The 16,664-nt window shown below is 67.8% G+C and carries 14 protein-coding genes; 10 read left to right on the top strand and 4 right to left on the bottom strand.

Features of this window, described 5'->3' with window-relative positions; translation table 11 throughout:
• Positions 1–25: 25 nt before the first annotated feature.
• Positions 26–1,495, bottom strand: a complete 1,470-nt coding sequence (gene guaB, locus BMZ43_RS14210) for an IMP dehydrogenase (RefSeq protein WP_093254485.1) — start codon at positions 1,493–1,495, stop codon at positions 26–28.
• Between the two features lie 165 nt (positions 1,496–1,660).
• Here guaB and BMZ43_RS14205 point away from each other — a divergent pair, with 165 nt between their 5' ends.
• The 6 genes from BMZ43_RS14205 to BMZ43_RS14180 all read left to right on the top strand — a co-directional run bounded on the left by BMZ43_RS14205 (position 1,661) and on the right by BMZ43_RS14180 (position 8,795).
• The gene (locus BMZ43_RS14205) at positions 1,661–3,787 is read left to right on the top strand and encodes a TonB-dependent siderophore receptor (protein ID WP_093254483.1); all 2,127 of its coding nucleotides are present in this window, start codon (positions 1,661–1,663) and stop codon (positions 3,785–3,787) included.
• A gap of 148 nt (positions 3,788–3,935) precedes the next feature.
• Positions 3,936–4,880 carry an ABC transporter substrate-binding protein gene (locus tag BMZ43_RS14200; RefSeq protein WP_093254481.1) on the top strand — a complete coding sequence of 315 codons (945 nt, stop codon included), beginning with the start codon at positions 3,936–3,938 and terminating at the stop codon, positions 4,878–4,880.
• A gap of 59 nt (positions 4,881–4,939) precedes the next feature.
• Positions 4,940–5,917 (top strand): FecCD family ABC transporter permease, encoded by a 978-nt coding sequence (locus BMZ43_RS14195; RefSeq protein ID WP_093254883.1) that lies wholly within the window; start codon positions 4,940–4,942, stop codon positions 5,915–5,917.
• Positions 5,914–6,927: a FecCD family ABC transporter permease gene (locus BMZ43_RS14190; protein WP_093254479.1), complete on the top strand. Its 1,014-nt coding sequence runs from the start codon at positions 5,914–5,916 to the stop codon at positions 6,925–6,927. The genes BMZ43_RS14195 and BMZ43_RS14190 overlap by 4 nt, the downstream gene beginning before the upstream one ends.
• Entirely contained in the window at positions 6,909–7,715 is an 807-nt protein-coding gene (locus BMZ43_RS14185) for an ABC transporter ATP-binding protein (RefSeq protein WP_093254477.1), read from the top strand. Before BMZ43_RS14190 ends, BMZ43_RS14185 begins: the two co-directional genes overlap by 19 nt.
• A 108-nt stretch (positions 7,716–7,823) precedes the next feature.
• Positions 7,824–8,795, top strand: a complete 972-nt coding sequence (locus tag BMZ43_RS14180; protein WP_093254475.1) for a D-2-hydroxyacid dehydrogenase family protein — start codon at positions 7,824–7,826, stop codon at positions 8,793–8,795.
• Positions 8,796–9,059: 264 nt separating this feature from the next.
• Here the strand turns inward: BMZ43_RS14180 and BMZ43_RS14175 are convergent, their stop codons facing one another.
• From BMZ43_RS14175 to BMZ43_RS14165, 3 genes are all read right to left on the bottom strand, one after another.
• Entirely contained in the window at positions 9,060–9,947 is an 888-nt protein-coding gene (locus BMZ43_RS14175; RefSeq protein WP_064309375.1) for an alpha/beta fold hydrolase, read from the bottom strand.
• A gap of 372 nt (positions 9,948–10,319) precedes the next feature.
• Positions 10,320–11,090 carry a sulfite exporter TauE/SafE family protein gene (locus BMZ43_RS14170; RefSeq protein ID WP_064309376.1) on the bottom strand — a complete coding sequence of 257 codons (771 nt, stop codon included), beginning with the start codon at positions 11,088–11,090 and terminating at the stop codon, positions 10,320–10,322.
• A 102-nt stretch (positions 11,091–11,192) separates the two neighbouring features.
• A complete protein-coding gene (locus BMZ43_RS14165; protein WP_017638618.1) occupies positions 11,193–12,257 on the bottom strand; it encodes an SDR family oxidoreductase in 1,065 nt (354 codons plus the stop codon).
• 165 nt (positions 12,258–12,422) lie between these two features.
• Here BMZ43_RS14165 and BMZ43_RS14160 point away from each other — a divergent pair, with 165 nt between their 5' ends.
• The 4 genes from BMZ43_RS14160 (at position 12,423) to BMZ43_RS14145 (ending at position 16,661) form a co-directional block, all read left to right on the top strand.
• A complete protein-coding gene (locus BMZ43_RS14160) occupies positions 12,423–13,355 on the top strand; it encodes a LysR family transcriptional regulator (protein WP_017638619.1) in 933 nt (310 codons plus the stop codon).
• Positions 13,356–13,594: 239 nt separating this feature from the next.
• Complete coding sequence (locus BMZ43_RS14155) at positions 13,595–14,662, top strand: NAD(P)-dependent alcohol dehydrogenase (RefSeq protein ID WP_064309378.1); 1,068 nt, start codon at positions 13,595–13,597, stop codon at positions 14,660–14,662.
• 118 nt (positions 14,663–14,780) lie between these two features.
• Positions 14,781–15,641 (top strand): KPN_02809 family neutral zinc metallopeptidase, encoded by an 861-nt coding sequence (locus BMZ43_RS14150; protein ID WP_017638621.1) that lies wholly within the window; start codon positions 14,781–14,783, stop codon positions 15,639–15,641.
• A gap of 18 nt (positions 15,642–15,659) precedes the next feature.
• The gene (locus tag BMZ43_RS14145; RefSeq protein WP_093254472.1) at positions 15,660–16,661 is read left to right on the top strand and encodes a hypothetical protein; all 1,002 of its coding nucleotides are present in this window, start codon (positions 15,660–15,662) and stop codon (positions 16,659–16,661) included.
• The last annotated feature ends 3 nt before the right edge of the window (positions 16,662–16,664 follow it).

The raw sequence follows: 16,664 nt of genomic DNA, 5'->3' as shown, positions 1-16,664 counted from the left end.
TCGCAACGTAGAAACAGGTTGGAAATCAGCCCACGCGGTAGTTGGGCGCTTCCTTGGTGATCTGCACGTCGTGGACGTGGGATTCGGCCATGCCGGCGCCGGTGATGCGCACGAACTGCGGCTTGGTGCGCATCTGCTCGACGGTGGCGCAACCGGTGTAGCCCATGGAGGCGCGCAGGCCACCCATCAGCTGGTGGATGATCGCCGCCAGCGGGCCCTTGTAGGGGACGCGACCTTCGATGCCCTCGGGGACCAGCTTCTCGGCGCCGGAGGCGGAATCCTGGAAGTAGCGGTCGCTGGAGCCCTGGGTCTGGGACATGGCGCCCAGGGAGCCCATGCCGCGGTAGGACTTGTAGGAGCGGCCCTGGAACAGCTCGACCTCGCCCGGGGCCTCTTCGGTACCGGCGAACATGGAGCCCATCATCACGCAGTAGCCACCGGCGACGATGGCCTTGGACAGGTCACCGGAGAAGCGGATGCCGCCGTCGGCGATCAGCGGGACGCCGGTGCCTTCGAGGGCGGCGGCGACGTTGGCGATGGCGGAGATCTGCGGCACGCCGACACCGGCGACGATGCGGGTGGTGCAGATGGAGCCCGGGCCGATGCCGACCTTGACCGCGTCGGCGCCGGCGTCAGCCAGGGCCTTGGCGGCTTCGGCGGTGGCGATGTTGCCGCCGATGACCTGTACCTGTGGATAGGTCTGCTTGACCCAGCGCACGCGCTCGATCACGCCCTTGGAGTGACCGTGGGCGGTGTCGACGACGATGACGTCGACGCCAGCGGCGACCAGAGCGGCCACGCGCTCGGGGGTCTCGGCACCGGTACCGACGGCCGCGCCGACGCGCAGGCTACCGGCGTCGTCCTTGCTGGCGTTGGGGTAGGCCTTGGCCTTTTCGATGTCCTTGACGGTCATCATGCCCTTGAGGGCGAAGGCTTCGTCGACGATCAGCACCTTCTCGATGCGGTGCTTGTGCAGCAGCTCGCGGACTTCCTGTTTGTCGGCGCCTTCGCGCACGGTGACCAGGCGATCCTTGGGGGTCATGACTTCGCGCACCGGCACGTCGAGACGGGTCTCGAAGCGCACGTCACGGGAGGTGACGATACCGACCAGATCACGACCGGACAGTACCGGGACGCCGGAGATGTTGTGCAGGCGGGTCAGGTCGAACAGGTCGCGCACGCTGGCGTCGGCGTCGATGGTGATGGGGTCCTTCACCACGCCGGCTTCGAAGCGCTTGACCTTGCGGACTTCCGCGGCCTGCTGCTCGACGGTCATGTTCTTGTGGATGATGCCGATGCCGCCTTCCTGGGCCATGGCGATGGCCAGACGGGACTCGGTCACGGTGTCCATGGCGGCGGACACCAGGGGAATGTTCAGCTCGATGCCACGGGTCAGGCGGGTCTTGAGACTGACGTCTTTCGGCAGGACATCCGAATAGCCGGGGATGAGGAGAACATCGTCGAACGTCAGGGCTTCTTGGCTGATGCGCAGCATGGCGGGCGCTCCCGGGCGGGAAAATTTAGGAGCGCGACATTATACCTGCGCTTGGGGATGGGCGGCAACGCACTCGGACACCAACGGTAAGAGGATTCGATTTACGTGAGAATGACTATCAACATAGAATCGCCGCCACTTTACCCGCCCCTGCCGAGATCGCCCTTGAACACGCCGCCCAGAGCCCTTCGCCGTTTCGCGCCCTTCGCCTTCAGCACCCTGGCCCTGGCAACCAGTTCGGGCGTGCTGGCCGCGGAAAACGCCAGCCTCGCCCCCATGGACATTTCCGCCACGGCCAGCGAGGCGGACGACAGCTATCGGGCGGCTACCGCTTCCACGGCGAGCAAGAGCGATGTGCCGATCAGGGAAGAGGCGCAGTCGGTGCAGACCGTGACCCCGCAGCTGATCCAGGACTACGAGGTGCGGACCCTGGACGACGCCTCGAAATTCGTCAGCGGCGTGACCCAGGGCAACACCCTGGCCGGGACCAAGGATGCCTTCGTCAAACGCGGCTTCGGCAGCAACGCCGACGGCTCCATCTTTCGCGATGGGGTGCGCTCGAATCTGTCGCACAACTTCGACGCCACCGCCGAGCGCGTGGAGGTCCTGAAGGGCCCCGCCTCGCTGCTCTATGGCGCCCTGGAGCCCGGCGGCCTGATCAACGTGGTCAGCAAGCAGCCGCAGTACCAGCAACGCACCACCCTGAGCGGCTCGGCCTACAGCGAAGGCGGCGGCAATCTCGGCGTCGACACCACCGGCCCCCTGGGTGACAGCGGTTTCGCCTATCGGCTGATCGCCGAACGCCAGAGCGAGGACTACTGGCGCAACTACGGGGTGGATCAGCACAGTCTGGTGGCGCCGTCGCTGTCCTGGACCGGCGAGCGCGCCAGCCTGACCCTGGCCTATTCCTACAACGATTACAGCGGCCCGGTGGATCGCGGGACGGTGTTCGTCAATGGGCATCCGGCCAACGTCGACTACAACAAGCGCCTGGACGAGAAGTGGGCCTCAACGAGCGGTATCACCGAGACCGCCAGTGCGCGCTATGAGTATCAGCTCAGCGATGACTGGAAGACCCGTTTGACCTATGCCTGGAACAACGACCGCTATAGCCTGGACTTCGCCCAGCCGATCTCGCTGGCTGCCAACGGCAATCTGTTGCGCGCGGGCAATGGCGCCGACTACGACTATGAAACCCAGTACACCAGCTGGGACTTCATCGGCCGCCAGGAGCTGTTCGGCCAGCGCCACGAGCTGCTGGTGGGTATCGATCACGAAGAAAGCAGCCAGTACCGCGGCAAAACCTACCGCAACAACACGGCCTCACGCCGCAACATCAATATCTTCGCGCCGGTGTACGGCAACCTGGCGGCGCCCAGCCTGCTCAGCGCCGCCCAGAGCGATCAGGACAGCGACCTGGACTCGACCTCCCTGTACTTCAAGGACAACTGGCACCTGAACGACCGCTGGATCCTGGTCCTCGGCGGGCGCTATCAGCAATTCGACCAGTATGCTGCCCAGGGCCTGGGCAACACCCATGTGGTCAATCTGGACAAGCGCGATCACGCCGTGGTGCCGCTGGCCGGCCTGGTGTTCCAGGCCACCGATACCTTGTCGCTATATGGTAACTACAGTCGATCCTTCGTGCCGAACACCACCGTCGACGACCGCGGCAACACCTTCGATCCCGAAGAAGGCCGCAGCTTCGAGGTGGGTGCCAAATACGACCTGACGCCTGGTCTGAATCTGAACGTGGCGCTGTACGACATCCAGAAGAAGAATGTGGTGACCACCAGCAACGTGGCGGGTGTGAGCGTGAGCGAAGCCGCCGGTAAAGTCGGCTCGCGGGGCCTCGAAGTGGACCTCACCGGCCATCTGGCCGAGCGCTGGGACATGATTGCCACCTATGCCTACGATCACACCGAGGTGCTCGATGATCCCAGCAACGAGGGCAATCGCCTGACCCAGGCACCCGAGCACAGCGGCAGTCTCTATCTGACCCACCACCTGCTGGTCCCCTCCAACCTCGGTGGCTGGCACCTCGGCGGCGGCGCGCGCTACGTCGGCGAGCGCGCCGGCGATGCGGCCAACAGCTTCTACCTGAGCAGCTACACCGTGGCCGATGCCTTCCTGCGCTGGGACCTGCCGGTGACCGGCTACCAGACCCGGCTGCAGCTGAACGTGGATAACCTGTTCGACAAGGAATACTACCCTTCGAGCGCCAACAGCCCGCTGCAGGTGGCCGTGGGTGAGCCGCGGACGGCGCGGCTGAGTGCCACGGTGAGCTTCTAAGCCAGCGGCCTGCCCTCACCCCAGCCCTCTCCCAGCGGGAGAGGGGGTAAAGAATGCCAGCCCCGTAATGATGCTCTATCCTAGCCGCCCCGCCGTGGGGCCTCGGCCCGCCTGGCGGGCCTCTTTCGGTCTTCAGCCAGTCTCCGTCATGCTCGATCGTCGCGCCCTTCTTCGATTCGCCGCCGGTAGCGCCCTGCTCGCCGGGTTGCCCGCAGGGGTGTTCGCGCGTGCGTCGGCGGCGGATGGTGAATTCCCGCGGCAGGTGGAGCATGTGGTGGGCAGCACCCTTATCCCACGCCAACCCCAGCGGGTGGCCGTGATCTCCACCGGCCAGCTGGACGCCGCTCTGAGCCTGGGCGTGATCCCGGCCGGCACCACCCGGGTGGACAATCGCGAACTGGCACCCGGCTATCTGCGCACCGCCCTCGCCAGCCGCGCGACGGAGCTGGACGCCATGGTCGATCTGGGCAGTCGCCAGGCACCGGATCTGGAAGCCCTGGCGCGCCTGGCGCCGGATCTGATCGTGCTCAATCGCACCGTGCTCAAGGCCGGCGGTCTGGAGCTGTTTTCGCGCATCGCCCCCACGGTGGTGGCGCGCGGTACCGGTGGCAACTGGCGGCCGGACTTCCTCGTGCTGGCCGATGCCCTGGGGCGGCGCCAGCAGGCCGAGCGCCTGCTGGCGGAGCTGGATCGGGATCTCGCCGGCATGACGCAGCGCCTGGGAACTCAGCCGCCCTCCGCCTCCCTACTGTTTTCCAGCGGCGCCCGACTGCGCCTGATGGGCGTGGATTCCTTTGCCGGCGGCTTGCTGCAGGCCATGGGCGTGACCCGCCCGGCGGCGCAGCGCTTCAAGGGCACCTCGCGGGATGTCAGCGCCGAGCTGCTGGATCTGGCCGACGCCGACTGGCTGTTCTATGCCGAACAGGGCACTGCCCTGGCCAGTCTGGCGCGGCAACCGCTGTGGCCGCGGCTGACTGCGGTGCGTCAGTCCCGGGCCGTTCGCGTGGATACCGACGCCTTCTATCTCAACGCCGGGCCCCTCGCCGCCCGCCAGGTGATCGGCACGGTCGCCGGCGCCCTGGGGATGACATGACCCCGCCGGCCCGCCCCGCTCCCCTTGCGCAACGGGCATCCGCCGCCCGCGGTGGCCTGGTGCTGGTCCTGCTGCTGATCATCCTGGCGCTGGCGGTAGTAGCGAGTCTGGCCATAGGGGCGCGGTCGCTGTCGGCGGCGCAGATCCTGCACCTGCTCGTCGCGCCCGATGACTCCACCGAGGCCGTGGTGCTCTGGCAGCTGCGTCTGCCACGCACCCTGCTCGGACTGCTGGTGGGTGCGGCCCTGGGCCTGGCCGGTGCCCTGATGCAGGCGCTGACGCGCAATCCTCTGGCCGACCCCGGACTGCTGGGGATCAATGCCGGGGCGGCCTTCGCCGTGGTGGCCGGGCTGTCGCTGCTGGGGCTGGACGACGCCCCGACGCGCCTGGCCTGCGCCCTGCTGGGGGCGGCCCTGGCCGCCGGCCTGGTCTATCTGCTCGGTGGCAGCGCCCCGCCCCGTGGCCAGCCGCTGCGACTGATCCTGGCCGGTATCGCCCTCAGCGCCAGCCTCAACGCCTGCACCGGCATCATCACCCTGTTCGACAGCGCGGTGTTCGACAGCTACCGCTTCTGGGCGGTGGGCGCCCTGAGCGGCCAGACGCCGGGTGGCGCCCTCGGCATCCTGCCGCTGCTGCTGATCGGCCTGCTGCTGGGCCTACCCCTGGGGAGCCGGCTCAATGCCCTGGCCCTGGGCGACGACCTCGGTCGCGCTCTCGGCGCCCGCCCCGGACAACTGCGGCTGCTCGCCTTCGTCGCCATCGTGCTGCTGTGCGGCGCCGCCACTGCGGTGGCCGGACCCATCGGCTTTCTCGGCCTGGTAGTGCCCCACGCCCTGCGCCTGCTGGTTGGCGCCGACTGGCGCTGGATCCTGGCGCTGGCGCCCCTGGCCGGAGCCAATCTGCTGTTGCTGGCCGATACCCTGGGCCGCCGCGTGGCCCTGCCAGGGGAGCTGGAGGCGGGAATCGTCTGCGCCCTGCTCGGCACCCCGGTGCTGCTCGCGCTGATCATCCGTTCCGCCCGGCGGGTGCGCCCTTGAGTCGTCATCGCTTCGCCCCCCGCCGCTCGGCGCGCTTCAAGGCCTGCCTGTTGCTGCTCGGGCTGGCGGCCATCGGCATCTGCGCCCTGACCCTCAGCGGCGGCGCCTTCGCCCCGACGCCACACCGGGTAGTCGCTACCCTCATGGGCCAGGGTGATGCTCTGGCCAGTCTGATCCTGCTGGATCTGCGCCTGCCGCGGCTGCTGGCGGCCTTTGGCGTCGGCGCGGCCCTGGGCGCCAGTGGCGCCATCTTCCAGCGGCTGGCGCGCAATCCCCTGGCCAGTCCGGATCTGGTGGGGTTCACCGTCGGCTCGGCCAGTGGCGCCCTGATCACCCTGCTGTGGCTGCAACTGGGCGGCGCGGCGCTGATGCTGGGCGCCCTCAGCGGCGGTCTCTTGGCCGCGGTACTGGTGGCCGGACTCGCCGCCCTGGCCGGCATCCGCGGCGAGCGGATGATCCTGCTGGGCATCGCCATCAGCGCTCTGCTCGCCTCGCTCAACGAATACCTGCTGACCCGCGCCGAGCTGGACGAAGCCCAGGAGGCCCGGCTCTGGCTGTTCGGCAGCCTCGACATGCTGACCTGGAGTCGCACCCTGACCCTGCTCGCCGGCTGCCTGCTGCTCCTGCCGCTGGCCGCCTGGCTGGCGCGGCGGCTGCGCCTGTTGGAGCTGGGCGACGACCTGGCCCGCGCCTTGGGCCTGGCCGTGCTGCCCAGCCAGAATCTGCTGCTGGCCGTCGCCGTGGCCCTGGCCGCCCTGGCCATCGCCACCGCCGGCCCCATCGGCTTCGTCGCCCTGGCGGCGCCCCAACTGGCCCGTCGCCTGACCCGCAGCGCCGATCTGGGTATCCTCGCCCCCGCCCTGCTCGGCGCCTGCCTCACCGCCCTGGCCGATCTGCTGGCCCAGCGGTTGCTGGCGCCCTTCCAGATTCCGGTCGGGTTGCTCACCGGCGCCCTGGGCGGCCTCTATCTGATCTTCCTGCTGAGCCGCGAATGGCGGCGGACCTCATGAGCCAAGACGCCCCCTCCAGCCGCCTCGTCGCTCACGGCCTTACCGTGGGCTACGGCGGCCAGCCGATCTGCGCCGACCTCGATGTGCGGCTGCCCGATGGCCGCTTCACCGTCATCATCGGCCCCAACGGCTGCGGCAAGTCGACCCTGCTGCGCAGCCTTGCGCGGCTGATCCGCCCCAGCGCCGGCGAGGTGCGTCTGGACGGTCGGCTGATCCAGGACCTGCCGACCCGCGAGGTGGCCCGCCGTATCGGCCTGCTGCCGCAAAGCGCGGTGGCGCCGGACGACATCCTGGTCAGCGACATGGTGGCCCGCGGGCGCCATCCCCATCGCCAGGCCTTCGCCGGCTGGACGGATGCCGACGAGCGCGCGGTGCAGCACGCCCTGGAAGCCACCAATACCCTGGAACTGGCCGAGCGGGCGGTGGACAGCCTGTCCGGCGGCCAGCGCCAACGGGTGTGGATCGCCCTGGCACTGGCCCAGGAGACCCCGCTGCTGCTGCTCGACGAGCCCACCACCTACCTGGACATCGCCCACCAGGTGGAGCTGATGGAGCTGCTCTGCCGTCTCAATCGGGAGGGTGGCCGCACCCTGGTGGCGGTACTGCACGACCTCAACCAGGCCTGTCGCTACGCCGACCACATCATCGCCCTGCGCGCCGGCCGCATCCTCGCCGAGGGCCCGCCGGCGGAGATCGTCACCCCCGAGCTGATCGAGGCGCTGTACGGCCTCAGGTGCGCGGTGATCGAGAATCCCCTGGCGGGCACGCCGCTGGTGATTCCTTATTAGGCTCTGAACGTTGGGTTTTGACGGTGAAGCGGTCTCAGCGGCGCCCGAGCTTGTCGGAGGACCTTGCAGGTGCTCCACTGGCGGTTCAGAACAACAACGGAGCCCGCCATGCATATCGTCATCCCCGACGACTACCAGCACGTCGTCGAAACCCTGGATTGCTATCCCTTGCTCCAGCGCGCCGGGCACCAGGTGACGCTCTATCACGACGCCGAGCGCGATCCCCAGGTGCTGGTGGAGCGCTTCCGCGATGCCGATGCCCTGGTGCTGACCCGCGAGCGCACCCGTATCGACGCCGAGCTGCTGGCGCACCTGCCGCGGCTCAAGCTGATCAGCCAGACCGGCAAGGCCACCGCCCATCTCGACGTGGCCGCCTGCACTCGCCAGGGCGTGGTGGTCTGCGAAGGCAGTGGCTCGCCGGTCTCCACCGCCGAGTTGACCTGGACCCTGATCCTCATGGCCCGCCGCCGGCTCAAGCCGGCCATCGACGCCCTCTATGCCGGGCGCTGGCAGGTCAATCTGGGCGAGCGGCTGGATGGACAGATCCTCGGTATTTGGGGCTATGGCAGGATCGGCCAGCGCCTGGCGCGCTACGGCCAGGCCTTCGGCATGCCGGTGCTGGTCTGGGGCAGCGAGGCCTCGCGCGCCCGTGCCGAAGCCGACGGCCATCGCGCGGCCGCCAGCCAGGAGGCCTTTTTCGCCGAGGCCGATGTCATCAGCCTGCACCTCAGATACAGCGAGCGCAGCCGCGGCTGCGTGCGCGCCGAGGACCTGGCGCGGATGAAAAAGAGCGCGCTACTGGTCAACACCGCCCGCGCCGGCCTGATCGAACCCGGCGCCCTGCTCACGGCGCTGGAACGAGGTCATCCCGGCCAGGCGGCGTTGGATGTCTTCGAGCAGGAACCCGTTGCACCGGATGACCCCTTGCTCGCCCACCCCAAGGTGCTCTGCACGCCGCATCTGGGCTATGTGGAAAAGCACAGTTACGAGCTCTATTTCGGCGAGGCCTTCGCCAACCTGGTGGGCTTCTTCGCGGGTGAACCGACGGGTGTCGCCAACCCGGAGGTGTTGGGGCGGTAGCCTCGAATACGCACGCCAAGGCGGCAGCGTTTTCACCACCTTGGCTTAGTCGCATCCGCTGGGCTTCGACGATGGAGCTGTCTCAGCGCCAACCTACGGCAGCTTGGTGAGCCGACGTAGGTTGGCGCTGAGCGCAGCGAAGCCCAACAGTCCAAGGTGCGGTCTGGCTAGCCGACGTAGGTTGGCGTTGAGCGCAGCGAAGCCCAACAGTCCAGGGCGCGGTCCGGCGTTGAGCTTCGACGATGGACCCGTCTCAGCGCCAACCTACGGCAGCCGTTCCCTTACCGCGGCGGCGAAGGCGGCCGGGGCTTCCTGGGGGATATTGTGGCCGCAGCGGGGTACCACCTCGTAGCGGAAGGGTCCGCGGAAATGCCGGGCCACGGCAGCCTCGCCCTGCACCGGGGTCACCCCGTCGTCCGCGCCGGCCAAGACCGTGGTGGGCACACTGATGGGCGGCTGCGCGGCGAGCCGGCGCTCGGTCTCGGCATAGGCTGGATCGTCCGGCGCCAAGCCGTAGCGGTGGCGATAGGAGTGGATCACGGTGTCGACGAAATCGGGATTGTCGAAGGCCGCGGCGGTAAGCGCGTAGGTGGCGTCGCTGAAGTGCCAGCTGGGCGACCACAGTGACCAGAGCAGTCGACAGAAGTCGCGGCGATGTTCCGCGAGGCCGGCCCGACCTCGCTCACCGTGGAAGTAGTACTGGTACCAATAGCGCAGTTCCGCCTCCGGGGAACCGGGCTGGGTAGCGGCAGTGGCGATGTCCTGGATCGGATAGCCGTCGCCCAGCACCAGCCCCGCGACCCGCTCGGGCCAGAGGGCGGCGACGATACCGGCGGCGCGACCGCCCCAGTCATAGCCAGCCAGGGTCGCCCGCTCCAGGCCCAGGGCATCGAGAAGCGCCAGGACGTCATGGGCCAGGGCGGCCTGCTGGCCGGAGCGCGGGGTGTCGGCGCTCAGGTAGCGGGTGGCGCCGTAGCCACGCAGAAAGGGCACATAGACGCGGCAGCCAGCGGCGACCAGTTCATCGGTCACCTCGGCGTAGGCGTGGATGTCGTAGGGAAAGCCGTGCAGCAACAGGACCGGCGGGCCATTTTCCGGTCCTTGGACCTGATAGGTCACGTCCAAGACGCCTGCCTGAAGGGAGGTCAGCATGGAGGGTTCTCCGCTGTTGGTGTTCTAGAGCGGAGAGCCATGAGGGATGGGGAGTTCCCGCCGTTGAAGCATCGCGCGGAAAACGCCGGCGGTTTTCCTCGCTACGACGTTCGAGCGCATCGCAGCCATGGCCGCGATCAGCGACGTAGGTTGGCGCTGAGCACAGCGAAGCCCAACAGTCCACGGTGCGGTCTGACGTTGGGCTTCGACGATGGAGCCGTCTCAGCGCCAACCTACGGCACCCTGGCAAGCCGACGTAGGTTGGCGCTGAGCGCAGCGAAGCCCAACAGTCCAGGGTTTGGTCTAACGTTGGGCTTCGACGATAGAGCTGTCTCAGCCCAACCTACGAGTCTTCCGCCCAGGATGACTTGACTACCCCGCCAGATACCGTCCGATCAGGGTCACGCCGGAGACCAGCACCAGCCAGGTCACCAGGCGGGTGAAGCGTTCGCGGGACAGGCGCCGCTGCAGGTGGCGACCGATCCAGCCGCCGAGCAGCATGGCGGGCAGCAGGCAGACGGCCAAGAGCAGCAGGCTGCCGTCGCTGTAGGCGCCGGCGATCAGCAGCAGGACGATGCGAATGGAGGCACTGCAGCCGATGAGAAAGCTCTGGGTGCCGCGGATGGCGTTCTTGTCTTCCAGGCGGCCATTGAGATAGAGCGCATAGAGAAAGCCGCCGCTGCCGAACAGGGCGCCGCACAGGCCCCCGACGCCGCCCGCCGGGATCGACCAGGCCGGCGCCAGTTGGCGAAAGCCCTTGGGCGTGAGCAGGCTGTAGGTGGAATAGGCGACCACGAAGAGCCCCAGCCAGAGCATCAGCAGCCGGGCATCGGTGCGCATCAGCAGGTAGGTGCCCAGAGCGGCGCCGAGCAGCAGCATGGGCAGCAATCGCCTGAGTTCGCGCCCGGCGATGGCGCGGCGATCCGGCAGCCAGTTGTGGAAGGACGCGAGGAAATCCAGCATCACCAGCAAGGGCACGATGCGCGATAGCGGCATCCAGCTGGTGAGCAAGGGACCGGCGACCAGGGCACTGCCGAAACCGGCCACGCCGAAGATCAGATAGGCCAGGACCACGATGGCTTCGATGAACAGCCAGTCGAGAGGGCTAAAGGCGGGAACGAAGGCAGCGAGGGTTTCGAGCATGGGAGCGCATCCTGCGACAGGAAAGCGCATTCTGCGCCCCGGGAATGGCCTATGAAAACCGCCGGCTGCCCGCGTTCACGGGAACCGGCGATCCAGAGCGACTCAGGGAATCAGGCGCTGGGCTCTGAGGCGGGTGAAGAGGTCGAGAAAGCTCGCGCGGGTGTCGCGATAGCCGAAGAAGCCCAGGTCGCGGCTCTTGGTCATGTCGTTGAGGCACTCGATCTCGCGGCCCAGGTCGGCGTCGCTGTGCCACCAAGAGGCAAGCTTGTCGACATCGGCCTCCACCAGGCCATGTTCCTCGGCCAGCTTGCGCCACTGCGCCGGGGCCGTGTCCTTCATCCGTGCTTCCAGCGGCATGGGCTGCTCGGGATAGGGTGCCGGCTCCAGGTCGAAGAAGGCAGCGATCTCGCTCCACAGCCAGCGCCAGCGGAAGACGTCGCCATTGACGGTGTTGAAGGCCTGGTTGCGCGCCGCCGGCGCCAGGGCCGCCCACTCCAGCTGCTCGGCGAGCAGGCCGGCGTCGGTGACGTCGGTCAGGCTGTCCCACTGGGTACGGGAGCCGGGAAAGACGAAGGGTTGGCCGGTGGCCTTGCACAGCGAGGCGTAGACCGCCAGGGTCAGGCCCATGTTCATGGCGTTGGTGCCCTTGGCCTGGCCGATCATGCTGTGGGAGCGGTGCACGCTCCAGCCGAAGCCGTGCCGCTCGGCGGCGGCGAAGAGGATGTCTTCCAGGGTGTAGTAGAAGTTGGCACCGGGCTGGCGCGGCTCGCTTTCGCGGAAGGGCGTCTCGGCCTTGCCGCTGCCGTATTCCTCGAAGGAGCCCAAGTAATGCTTGGTACCGGTGACCAGCGCCAGATGCTGCAGCGGCGCGCCGTCCAGGGCCTGGCAGAGGTTGTTCATCATGGCGCCATTGGCCTCGACGTTTTCCTTCTCGGTGTCACGGCGGGTCCAGGTGCAGAAGAACACGTGGCTGATCGGCAGGCCGGCCAAGGCCTGGCGGGTGGACTCGGCGTCGAGCAGGTCGGCGGCCACCGGGATGACGCCTTCCTGGGCCACGGGTTTGCGGGCCAGACCATAGACGGTCCAACCCGAGGCCACCAGGGTATGAGCCAGGTTGTAGCCGGAAATGCCGGTGACGCCGACGATAAGAGCGGTGCCCTTGCGCATGAAACCTCCAGATAGGGAAGAAAAGGGGCCTGCGGCAGTGCAGGCGCTGTAGATAAGGGAGTGCCTTGTCTCAGGGTTGATTCCAGCCTATTGGAGAATTAACGGCGTATCCTGGGTATAAATTCCTATTTAATAGGAATCAGATTCCATAATAGGAAGCCAGCCTTGTATTCCTCTGAACGCCTCAAGGGCCTCGACGTCTTCGTCACCGTGGCCGATCTCGGCAGCTTCACCGCGGCCGGCGAGCGCCTCAACCTCACCGGTTCGGCCATCGGCAAGAGCGTGGCGCGACTGGAAAGCCGACTGGGCGTGCGGCTGTTCCAGCGCACCACCCGCCGTCTGCGCCTGACCGAGGCCGGCGCCAGTTTCTATCGCACCTGCACCGGGGTGCTGGCCGAGCTGGAACAGGCCGAGCTGGGGCTGACCGCGCAGGACGGCGAGCCCCATGGCCGGGTGCGCATCGACCTGCCCGCCTCCTATGGCCGCCTGCACGTACTGCCGCTGATCCTGGAGCTGCTGCATCGTTACCCCCTGCTGCAACCGGATCTGTCGCTGTCGGATCGCTTCGTCGATCCGGTCCACGAGGGCATCGACATCCTGGTGCGCATCGGCGGCTCCGATGCCTGGCCAGCCAGCCTGGGGCATCGCTTCCTGGGCACCCAGCGCCAGGTCTTTTGCGCCGCCCCGGCCTATCTCGCCCAGCATGGCCGACCCCAGACCCCAGCCGACCTGGTCGAGCACCAGTGCATCGGCTTTCGCCAGGCCGACGGCCTGATCAGCCCCTGGCAGTTCCGCGGCGAGCAGCCGGGCGACAGCGAACGCTGGATCTTCCAGCCACGCCTGGTGGTAGGCGATGGCGAAGGCGAGGTGCTGGCCGCCCTGGCCGGCCATGGCATCGCCCAGTTGCCGACCTGGCTGATCGGCACGCACCTGGCCAGTGGCGCCCTGGTCGATGTGCTGCCCGAACATGGCGTCGAGGGCTCGCCGATCAACCTGGTATGGCCACGCAGTCGCGAGACCCTGCCACGGGTCCGGCTGCTGCTCGATCACCTGGCCACCCGGCTGTTGCCCACCGTGGCGCCCAGGCTGTCCCGCTAGGCACGACCGGTCGACGGCGGGCCGTGGCAAGGGCGGGAACATCTGCTCTGGCACCCCGGTCGTAAGACCTCGTGCCCTGCCCGCCCATGAGTTCCATCGATGGGCGGCATGACCGATATCGAGACGATCGATTGGTGCCGCCGTGCCTGGCTGCGCAGGATCGACGGTTTGCTAGCTGGCCATGCCCGCCTGGCCGCCCCGCTCCACCCTGCAGTTCCACCATCTAGATGAGGTATCTCATGAGCCAAGCCCAAGGCTACGCTGCCCAGTCCGCCGACCAGCCCCTGGCGCCCTTCTCCTTCGAGCGGCGCGAACCCGGCGCCCACGACGTGCAGATCGACATCCTCTTCTGCGGCGTCTGCCATTCCGACCTGCACACCGCGCGCAACGAGTGGAACAACACCCTCTATCCGTCCGTGCCCGGCCACGAGATCGTCGGTACCGTCACCGCGGTCGGTGCCCACGTGAAGAACTTCAAGGTCGGCGACAGCGTCGGCGTCGGCTGCATGGTCGACAGCTGCCAGCACTGCGCGCCCTGTGATGCCGGCGAAGAGTCCTATTGCGAGAACGGCTTCACCGGCACCTACAACGGCAACCTCTACGGTGGCAGCGAAAACACCCAGGGCGGCTACTCCGACCACATCGTGGTCAACGAGAAGTTCGTGCTCAAGGTGAGCCACACCGAGAACCTGGCCGCCGTGGCGCCGCTGCTCTGCGCCGGCATCACCACCTACTCGCCGCTGGCCCACTGGAAGGTCGGCCCGGGCAAGAAGGTCGGCATCGTCGGTCTGGGTGGCCTTGGCCACATGGGCGTGAAGATCGCCCACGCCATGGGTGCCCACGTGGTGCTCTTCACCACCAGCGCCAACAAGAAGGACGACGCCTTGCGTCTGGGCGCCGACGAGGTGGTGGTGTCGAAGAACGAAGACGAGATGGCCGCGCACGCCAACAGCTTCGACTTCATCCTCAACACCGTGGCCGCGCCGCACAACCTGGACGCCTTCCTCACCCTGCTCAAGTGGGACGGTACCATGACCCTGGTCGGCGTACCCGCCGAGCCGCACCCGGCGCCCAGCGTCTTCAACCTGGTGATGAAGCGCCGCCAGCTGGCCGGCTCGCTCATCGGCGGCATCCGCGAGACCCAGGAGATGCTGGACTTCTGCGCGAAGCACGGCATCGTTTCGGACATCGAGCAGATCGCCATCCAGGACATCAACGACGCCTACGAGCGCATGCTCAAGAGCGATGTGAAGTATCGCTTCGTGATCGACATGCAGAGCCTCAAGCAGGGCCAGACCGCGGCCTGATCCCGCGCTCCGCTCCGCTGACAACGCCCGCGCCCGTCGCGGGCGTTGTCATTTCCGGTAACGCATTTTTGCTGTGACCTGCGGTCTTAGCGATAGCAAAGATCAGGAGGCAAGCGCCATGCAGTGGGACAAGGGACAACGTAGCGACAACGTGCAACAGGCCAGCGGCGGACGCGGCATGAAGATCGGCGGCGGCCTGGGCCTGGGTGGCGTGGCCCTGGTGGTGGTGTTCGGCCTGCTCAGCGGCCAGAGTCCGACGCAGATCCTCGGCAACCTGATCAGCCTCAGCGGCCAGAGCGCGCCCAGCCAGCAGGAGACCACCGCCCCGGCCGACAATCGCCAGGTGGACTTCGTCCGCGTGGTGCTGGGCGAGACCGAAAACACCTGGACGCGCATCTTCCAGGCCCATGGCGAGCAGTACCAGCCGCCCAAGCTGGTGCTGTTCAACGGCCAGGTGCAATCCGGTTGCGGTGGCGCCACCGCGGCCAGCGGCCCCTTCTATTGCCCGGTGGACAGCAAGGTCTACCTGGACCTGACCTTCTTCCAGGAACTGCAGCAGCGCTTCGGCGCCGACGGCGACTTCGCCCGCGCCTACGTCATCGCTCACGAGGTCGGCCACCACGTGCAGAACCTCACCGGCACCACCAACAAGATGGAAGCAGCGCGCCGTCGCGGTATCCCCACCGAAGGCGCCACCGGGTTGTCGGTGCGGTTGGAGTTGCAGGCCGACTGCTATGCCGGGGTCTGGGCCAACGACGCCCAGAAGCGCTTGAACTGGCTGGAGCCGGGTGACCTGGAGAAGGCGCTGAACGCCGCCAACGCCATTGGCGATGACCGCCTGCAACGCCAGTCCCAGGGTCGCGTGGTACCGGATTCCTTCACCCACGGCAGCTCCGCGCAGCGGGTCAAATGGTTCCGCACCGGCTTCGACAGTGGCAAGGTGGAGAGCTGCGACACCTTCGCCGCCAAGGCGCTCTGATCCCCCGGGAGAATCCGCATGCGTCGCCTGCTCGCGCTGTGCCTGGCCTTGGCCTGGGGCTCCGCCCTGGCGGCGCCTCTTGAGGGGGTCGCCCGTATCGTCGGCGACCGCTTGCCACTCGGTCAGGCGCAGGCCGCGTTGCAGCTATCCACCGACTGGAATCAGCCGCACCCGGAAATTCGCCGCGCGCTGGTGATCGTCCATGGTCGCCTGCGCAACGCCGCCACCTATTTCCGTTCCGGCGAGACGGCCACGGCGGCGGCCGGCGCCGCGGCGGACACCCTGGTGATCGCTCCGCAGTTCCTCAACGAAAAGGACGTCCACCGGCATCGGCTGCCGGACGACCTGCTGCGCTGGCAGGGCAATGCCTGGATGGGCGGCGAGCCCGCCCTGGGCCCGCAACCCTTGAGCAGTTTCGCCGTGTTCGACGCCCTGCTCGCCCGCCTGGCGGACCGCCAGCGCCTGCCCAATCTGCAGGAGGTGGTGATCGCCGGGCATTCCGGCGGTGGCCAGGTGGTGCAGCGCTACGCCGTGCTCGGCCACGGCGAGCGCGCCCTCGCCGCCACGGGCATCCGCCTGAGATACGTGGTGGCCAATCCGTCGTCCTATGCCTATTTCGATGCGCGTCGCCCGGATGCCCAGGGCCAACCCGTGCCCTTCGCCGGCGCGGCCAGTTGCCCGGATTTCGACACCTGGAAATACGGCATGCAGGGCCTGCCGGCCTATGCCGAAGGACGCCCGGCGGCCAGCCTGGAGCAGCACTATGCGGAGCTCGACGTCACCTACCTGCTGGGCGCCGAGGACACCGACCCCAACCATCCGGCGCTGGACAAGGGTTGCGCCGCCGAGGCCCAGGGCCCCTATCGCCTGGCCCGCGGACTGAACTACTACCGTTACCTGCAGGGCCGTCATCCGGAGCTGCGCCAGCCGCTGGTGGAGGTGCCGGGCGTCGGTCACAACGGCGATGCCCTTTTCACCTCGCCCGAGGGTCGTCGGGCGCTGTTCGGCGCTGGCGGCTAGCGC

Source organism: Pseudomonas sp. Snoq117.2 (assembly GCF_900110545.1).
GTDB classification, from domain to species: Bacteria; Pseudomonadota; Gammaproteobacteria; order Pseudomonadales; family Pseudomonadaceae; genus Chryseomonas; species Chryseomonas benzopyrenica.
Note: the sequence above shows the minus strand (reverse complement) of the source record. Positions and strands in the feature narration are given on the sequence as shown.